Origin of the sequence: Streptomyces sp. NRRL F-5123 (assembly GCF_000721495.1) — a bacterium.
Classification (GTDB): Bacteria; Actinomycetota; Actinomycetes; order Streptomycetales; family Streptomycetaceae; genus Actinacidiphila.
The window spans coordinates 103,608-111,330 of the sequence record NZ_JOHY01000018.1 but is presented as its reverse complement, the minus strand read 5'-3'; the positions used below and the strand labels follow the sequence as shown (position 1 = coordinate 111,330).

Below are 7,723 nucleotides of genomic sequence, written 5' to 3'. Positions count from 1 at the left end.
ATCCTGGTCACGGCGTCCGGTCATGTGGAGCACGGCAAGATCGTGGGCGACCGGTTCCTGGTGGAGCAGACGGTCGACGGCAGGGTGCTGTGGGGCAGCGAGACTGACGACGGCGGGTTCATCTCCGACGACGGCACCGTGTTCGTCGATTCGACGACGGGTCGTTCCTGTCGGAGGACAGGACCATCCTGGTCACGGCGTCCGGTCATGTGGAGCACGGCAAGATCGTGGGCGACCGGTTCCTGGTGGAGCAGACGGTCGACGGCAAGGTGCTGTGGGGCGACGAGACCGAGAACGGCGGGTTCATCTCCCAGGACGGCACGATCTACATCGACCCCAAGGGCAAGGTCCTGCACGGCCTGAAGGCGCCCGACGGGACGTTCCTGCCGAACGGCACCTCGCGTGTGATCGACGGCCACACGGTGTGGGGGAGTGTCGGGGACGACGGGTCGTTCCTGTCGGAGGACGGCACGATCCTGGTCACGGCGTCCGATCATGTGGAGCACGGCAAGATCGTGGGCGACCGGTTCCTGGTCCAGCGGACGGTCGACGGCAAGGAGCTGTGGGGCAGCGAGACCGACGACGGCGGGTTCATCTCCCAGGACGGCACGATCTACGTCGACGCCAAGGGCAACGTCCAGAAGGGCATCACCGACCCGGTGAGCGGCTCGTTCATCCCCGGTGGCATCGCGTACAAGATGCCCGACGGCTCCACCGCCTACGGCGCGATGATCGGCGACACCTTCTTCGTCGCCAACGGCACCACCATGGTCCTGCACGACGGCACCGTCCTGCACGGCACCACGGACTGGACCAACGGCATCTTCACCACCGGCTCGGGCGACTCCTACTTCCTCGGCGAGGACGGCGTCACCCACGGCAGTTTCCGCGACGTCGACGGCGCGTTCGTCCTCGACGGCGGGAAGGTCGTGATGACCGCCAAGTCCTGGACCGTGGACCTGGCGCAGATGGCCGACGCCATCACGTTCGTCAAGTCGCAGTACGACCTCATCGACACGTACCGCGACACGATCTCCTCGGAGATAAGCAAGGTCGAGTCCGCGTGGAAGTCCCCGGCCGCCGCGACGTTCACGGACACCGCGGACAACGTGAAGTCCGCTCTGGACAACCTGTACTGGCTGGTCGGCGGCGTCGTCGACCAGTTGCAGCAGACGCACGACAACTACCTTCAGGCCGAGCAGGCCGCGAACAAGAACCTCTCCCAGTGACCATGCCCGCGACGCGGCCGACGACTTGAGTGACAAGGAGCCACCATGTCCCTCCCCACGATCTGGAACTCGTCCACCGTCACCGTGGACCCGTGGGTCCTGCACAACGCGTCCGTGAACGCCTCGGCCGCGGTCAAGAGCATCGGCGAGGCCGTGGACGCCGTCACCAAACGGCTGAACGAGCTGCGCCTGTCGTGGACGGGTGAATCCCAGGAGCGGGCGGACAAGTTCAACAGCGACTGGGAGGCCATGGTGGCGCAGCTCTTCGACTCGGACAAGCCCAAGAAAACCGGCCTCCTCTCCCGGTTCTGCAACGGCCTGGAGACCGCAGCCGTCACCTACAGCCGGGGCGAACGCGCCGTCTCCAACTCCTTCGCCAAGTTCGAGGCCCTGTTGGCGGGCATGGACCCCAAAATGTTCCCCGACGACGACGGTGCCACCGACTACAGCAAGATCATCGCCAATCCCCCCAAGACCACGGACGAGCAGAACGGCAAGCCCGTCGTCACGCACATCCCCACCCCGAAGCCGTCGGGCGACCCGTACCTGGACAACGCCCCCGCGGAGACCACGGCGACCGACGACACCAGTCCCGACGAGAAGACGGCCCACATCCACCACACCTCGGTGAACCAGACCTTCTGACACCTGCCCACCCACCCGCACGGCGCACCGCGAAGGCCCTCCCATGGCGTTTGAGTTCGACGTCCCCGAGTCCAAACCGTTCGACCCCGACCCCATCTACACGCTGGGGAACGCCTGGATCACCTTCGGCGACCTCCTCGACGAGCAGGCCGCGGTGATGGCGGGGGCCGAGTTCGGATTGACCAGCGGCGCGTGGGTCGGCGACGGGGCGAACTCCATGTCGGCCGCCTTCCAGAACAACATGGGCGGGAACGCCACCCGCGGGGGGCTGCGCACCTCCGTCGAGCAGTGCGCGGCGGCGTGCTGGGAACTCGGCGAGCAGATCAACTACTTCGCGATGCTCCGCAACGAGCAGGCCATCGCCGCGCAGAAGCTCGCCATCATCCAACTGCTGGCCGGGGTCCTCGGCGCCGTCCTCGGGCTGCTGTCGGGAGTGTTCCTGGAGGGGTTCGCCGTCGCGCTGGGGGCCGTCCTCGCCAACGTGGCGAGCAGGCTCGGCTCCATGGTCAGCAGTCTCATCCGGCTGATCCCCGCGCTGGAGAAGGCGGTCGGCTCGGTCACCCAGGCCGCGGCCCGTATCACCGCGGGCATCGGCGACATGTACGCCGGCGCCGTCAGCGTCATCGGCAAGACGGTGGGCTTCACCGCCGAGGGCGGCTCGGCCGCCGCCGGCGCGGGGAGCAAGACCTCCTGGGCCCTCGTCGCCGGCAGGTTCGTGGTGTACGGCACGGACTTCATCGCCAACAACGCCGTGTCCACCGCGGCCGCCAACGCGATCGTGGGTGTCCCCACCGACTGGAAGAACTGGAAGCCGGTCCCGACCGACGCCGAGGGGTGGCTCAACTTCGTCACGACCGGCCTCATGCTGTTCCCGCTCATGGCCGGGGGGGCCAGGCTCTTCCACGGTCCGTCCGACAAGTTCACGGGCTGGTCCGCCGCCACGTTCGACAAGGCGGGCCGCGTCACCGGCGGCGTCTATGGCGCCGGCCCCGACGCCGTCAACTCCAAGACGAACGACATCCTGTTCCCCGAGGGCGCCGGGAAGGGGGGCGGGACCGCCGCCGGCCCGAACGGCACGGCGACGTCGATCGCCTCCGGCGCCCGGCCCGTGACCAACTCCCACGCCGGCGGCGGGTTCGTCCAGCCGCCCGTCACCATACGCAACGCCCACACCGTGCCGGCCCACGTCGCGACCACCGACACCGGTGGCCCGGCGATCCGTGTCAGCGGCGGCCGGACCACCCCCGACTTCGCCGGCGGCACGGACGTCAGCGCCCCCTCCACACACGTCACGACCCCGGACGGCATCGGGCACCCCCAGGCCGGCACCCCGGTCCCCCACGGCGACGCGCCCCGCGTGACGGTCGGCAACGGCCCGGCGGACGGCGTGCACGTGCCCGCGACCGGACACGGGGGCGAGCACCTGACCGCTACGGACCCGGGTCTGCGGACGCCGCCGGACGGGGTGGGGCAGGCGGGGGCTCACGCGGGGACGCGCCCCGGGGGTGACCCGGTGGGGCAGGCCGGGGATCACTCGGTGACGCATACCGGGGGCGACTCGGCGGTGCGTACGGGGCCGGACTCGGTGGGGCAGGCCGGGGATCACTCGGTGACACATACCGGGGGCGACCCGGCGGTGCACACCGGGGGCGACCCGGCGACGCGGACCGGGCCGGACTCGGCGGCGCAGACGCCGCCCGATCCGCTGGCGCAGGCCGGGGCCCACCCGGTGACGCGCCCCGGGGGCGACCCCGTGACGCGGACGGGGCCCGATCCGGCGGTACGGACCGGGGCCGGGGCCGAGGGCGGTGCCGGGCGCGCCGGGGCCGAGGGGGGTACGGGCCGCACCACGGGCGGCGCGCCCGCCGACTCCGGCCCGGCGTCCTCGCGTCCGGGCGCACCGGCGCAGCGGGCCGCGGGGCCCGTGCCGCACGGCGAGACGGCGGGCGGGCCCCGGACCGCCGAGGAGGTCGGGCTCTCGGGCGCGGCCCCGCACGGGGACGCGCGCTCGCAGGGGCCGGCGTCGACCGGCGGCCAGCGGACCCACGAGCCGGCCTCGCAGGCCGGCACGCGGCGGACGGAGACGGCACCCCCGGCGGCCGAGCGGCCGGGCGGGGCCTCGGACGCCGCCGCCCACCGTACGGACCCGGCGGGCGGCCGGGTGGCGTCCCGGCCCGTCGAAGAGGCCGCGCCGCCGGCCGGGACCTCCTCCCGCGCCGGCGACCCGTCCGCGCGGCCGGCGGCGACCCGCGGACCGCTCGGCGAACGGGGGCCCGCCACCACCGTGTCCGAGGCCGACGCGGGAGCGCGGTCCTCCGCCGAGCGGCCGAGCGGGCCGAACACCCCCGCGCGTACGCCTGCCACCACGTCCACGGCGCGGCCGTCCCGGAACGACGCGGAGACCTCCGCCGGCGCAGGCACCGTGGCCGAGGCACCGGCCGTCCGCACCTCGCGCTCCGCCCTCACGGCGGACGCCCACGAGGGCCACGACGCCCACGCGGGCCACGAGCGCCGCGACGCCGAAGGCACCCCGAACCCGGCCCACGACGCGGCGTCCGCCCTCACCGCCATGGCCTCCGCGCCCGGCCTCCGGCTCCACGCCGGGCCGGAGGCGGGGCGGCCGGCGGAGGACCGGGGTCCCGGGCCCGCCGCGGGCCGCGAGAGCCAGGACCCGGTCACCGGCCCGAGGCCGGACCCCGTCCACGAGAACGGCCCGGGCAGCGGGAGCGGCTCGCCGCACGGGGACTCGGCCCCCCACGAACCCCCGGTGCAGCCCAGCTTCGTGCGGCGGCCCGACGGCAGGTATCTGACGGAGGCCGACGGGCTGCTGGACCTCGGCGACGGTCGGCCGCCCGTGCACGTGCCGGCCGGATCGGAAGGGGTGTTCGACGCCTCCCGTGAGCTGCGCTTCGTCCAGTTGCCCAAGGGCGGCGGCAGCTTCGACCGGTTCCTCGACGGGGGGTGGGTGAGCAGGACCAAGTCCGGTCAGCTCATCACCGTGAAGATGACCCATCCCGTCACGCGTGGGTCCGGGAAGGTGCTGGCCAGCGAGTTGATCCTCGACAAGGGCTTGAAGGGCGACCGCAAGGGGTTGAGAGCACTCGCGGGCCCGGAGAACGCCCGTCTGGTGCGCCGGCTGGTCCGGCAGGGCGTGGGCACCGCGAAGCCGGTGGCGATCCGGAACACCATCAGGACCGCGGACGGCCGGTATATCGCGGAAACCCTCGTGCCCGACGGCCGGGGCGGCTGGCACGAGCCGCGCTCGGCGTCGGACTGGGAGTCGGTCCAGGCCGGGCTGGCCGCGGGGAACAGGGCGGTGGGGGCCGCGCGGACCCTGTTCGACATCGCGGGACGGGAGGGGCTGCACGACCTCCCCCACAGCACGCTGCACCACATGCTGCTCAAGGGCTCGGAGGCCGACCGGATCGCGGCGACCTACGCGCTGGTGGCCCGCGCCACGGGGAAGACGCCGCGGTGGACGCAGGTGGCGGGGGCCGAGGCGTTCGGCAAGGGCATGGTGCTCAACATGGCCGCGGGAGAGGGCAAGTCACTGGTGTTCCTGGTGGACACCATGATCCGCGCGGCCGACGAGGGCGTGGACGCCGTGCACGTCATCACGACCCGGGAAAATCTGGCCAACCGGGAGGCGGCGCTCTACCGGATGGTGCTGGAGCCCCTGGGCTACAAGGTGCACCGGATGAACCACTCCGACCCGCCCCCACCCGTGGTCAAGGGCCAGCAGACCGTCTACATCGGCACCGGCGAGGACGTCGGCTTCACCTTCCTGCACACCGACGCGCTGGACGGCCGCCCGGCCGGGTCCGGGAGCCCGGGCAAGGACGGCACGGAGACACCCAGCCACATCAAGGTCCACGCGCTCATCGACGAGATCGACGAGGCGACGGTGTACTCCAACACCCAGTACATCCTCAGCGAGGGGCCCGAGAAGGTGGCCACCCGGGCTGTGATCGCCCGGGTGACGCAGTTCAAGGACCTCGCCCATGAGCTTCCCGAGGAACTGCTCATGTCCGAGCGGGGGGAGCGGAGCGCCCCCGGTGAGCTGACCGAGGCCGCCCAAAAGTGGCTGGAGCAGCAGCTGGGCCGTGCCCCGCGCCCCAAAGACCTGCACCGGCTGAACATGGCCGTGCTCGCCAAGGACGTCTACAAAGAGGGCGTCCACTACGTGCTGTACGACCGGAACGACGGCGAGGGCACGAAGCTGTACATCATCGACCAGGTCACCCACGAGGTGATGTACAACCCCAAGACCTCCACGCAGAGCCGGTGGAACGAGGGCCTGGCCCAGGCGATCGAGGCCGAGAAAGGCATCACGATCCACGGCGACAGCCTCTCCCACAAGTCGGAGACGTTCCCGCACCTGCTCGACATGTACGACCAGGTCGTCGGCGCCTCGGGCACCGCCGCGGGCAAGAGCGCGCTGTTCGGCGCCAAGGGCCTGTCCCGTGACCGGGGAGCTGTGCCCATCCACGAGCAGGACCGCTACTACCACTCGTTGCTGGAGCGCTTCCTCGACGTGCTCAGCCCCAGCACCGAAGCCAAGGTCGAGCAGGTCGCCGCGGACGCGTTCAAGGAGCACGTGGAGACCGGCCGACCGCAGGTGGTCATCGCGCACCGCAACGACCTGGTCGCCAAGATCGCGGAACGGATCAGGGGCTTCGGCGCCAAAGACGTGGTCGAGATCGACGCGCGGTGGATGCTCGAACAGGGCAAGAACCGGGAAGAAGCCTTCGAGGCGGTGGTCAACGAGGCAGGCAAGCAGGGCAAGATCCTGGTCATCAACATGCAGGGCGCGCGCGGAGTGGACATCCCCGTGGGCCCGGCGGCCAAGAACCTCGGCGGCCTGCACGTGCGGGTCACGGCGCACTCCGGCGTCTCCCGCGACATCGACATCCAGGCCGAGAACCGTGTCGCCCGCAGCGGTGACCCGGGAAGTGTCACCTACTACGTCTCACCCGACGACGCGATCTTCCAGCTCCCGGACCACGTCCCGGGTGTCAGCACGGCCGTCATCAAGTACGTCAACTCCCACCAGGAGCACATGGCCAACATCCGCGCCGCCGACCGTGACGCGGAATCCGGCGCCGCCGGCGCCCACAGCCCGCGGCCAGGCGCGAACACCCACGTCGGCGCGCTCCGACGCTTCCGCCGAGGCTCAGGCTGGCGTGCATTCCGAGGGCCTTGCCGAGGCTCAGGCTGGCGTCCGCTCCGACGCTTCCGCCGAGGCCCAGGCCGGCGTCCACTCCGGTGCTCACGCCGACGCCATCGCCGCCTCGGGAGCCGCGCTCCGCGAAGCCGAGGACGGTCTGCGGAACCTCATCCGCCCGCTCCAGGACTTCGCCGACCTCCGCCGCGGCATGGAGGTCCCGGCCTACGAACCGCACGGCCCGCCCGCCACCGACACGTCCGTCAGCCCCGCCACCGGCGTCGGCCGGCTCACCGGCTTCGAGCCCTCGGAGCCGCCGCCCGGAGCGACCGCGCATGTGTCCTCCCAGGTGGGAGAGGCTGTTGAAGGCGGCGTCGCATCGGCGGAGCCCGCGGTGGCGACCGCGCATGTGTCCTCCCAGGTGGGAGAGGCCGTTGAAGGCGGCGTCACATCGGCGCCGCCCGCGGTGTCTCCCCGGCCCGGGGCCGCGGCGGAGGACGCCATCACCCCGGCGCCGCCCGCGGCGGCCGTGGAGGTGCGGCAGGACGGTACCGGCCTCGGCTGGGACCCGGACCTGGTGGCGGACGTCAACCGCGCGCTGGCGCGGGTGCCGGGATGGCACGGCGGCCAGGTGTCGGCGGAACAGGTGGCGGCGTGGCACGAGAAGCTGCCGTCGCACTGGGTG

3 protein-coding genes are annotated in these 7,723 nt (G+C 72.2%); all 3 read left to right on the top strand.

The window, feature by feature from the left end; all coding sequences use genetic code 11:
• Positions 1–209 precede the first annotated feature (209 nt).
• The 3 genes from IH54_RS0118045 to IH54_RS47930 are packed head-to-tail and all read left to right on the top strand — an operon-like array spanning position 210 to position 7,404.
• Positions 210–1,229: a WXG100 family type VII secretion target gene (locus tag IH54_RS0118045; RefSeq protein WP_031517968.1), complete on the top strand. Its 1,020-nt coding sequence runs from the start codon at positions 210–212 to the stop codon at positions 1,227–1,229.
• Between the two features lie 45 nt (positions 1,230–1,274).
• Positions 1,275–1,874 carry a WXG100 family type VII secretion target gene (locus tag IH54_RS0118040; RefSeq protein ID WP_031517966.1) on the top strand — a complete coding sequence of 200 codons (600 nt, stop codon included), beginning with the start codon at positions 1,275–1,277 and terminating at the stop codon, positions 1,872–1,874.
• Positions 1,875–1,917: 43 nt separating this feature from the next.
• Positions 1,918–7,404, top strand: coding sequence for a hypothetical protein (locus IH54_RS47930; protein ID WP_031517965.1), 5,487 nt, complete (start codon positions 1,918–1,920; stop codon positions 7,402–7,404).
• Positions 7,405–7,723 lie beyond the last annotated feature (319 nt).

Coding starts and splice junctions, on each gene's coding strand:
- IH54_RS0118040 (WP_031517966.1), top strand. CDS start 1,275: ATGTCCCTCCCCACGATCTGGAACTCGTCCACCGTCACCGTGGACCCG.
- IH54_RS47930 (WP_031517965.1), top strand. CDS start 1,918: ATGGCGTTTGAGTTCGACGTCCCCGAGTCCAAACCGTTCGACCCCGAC.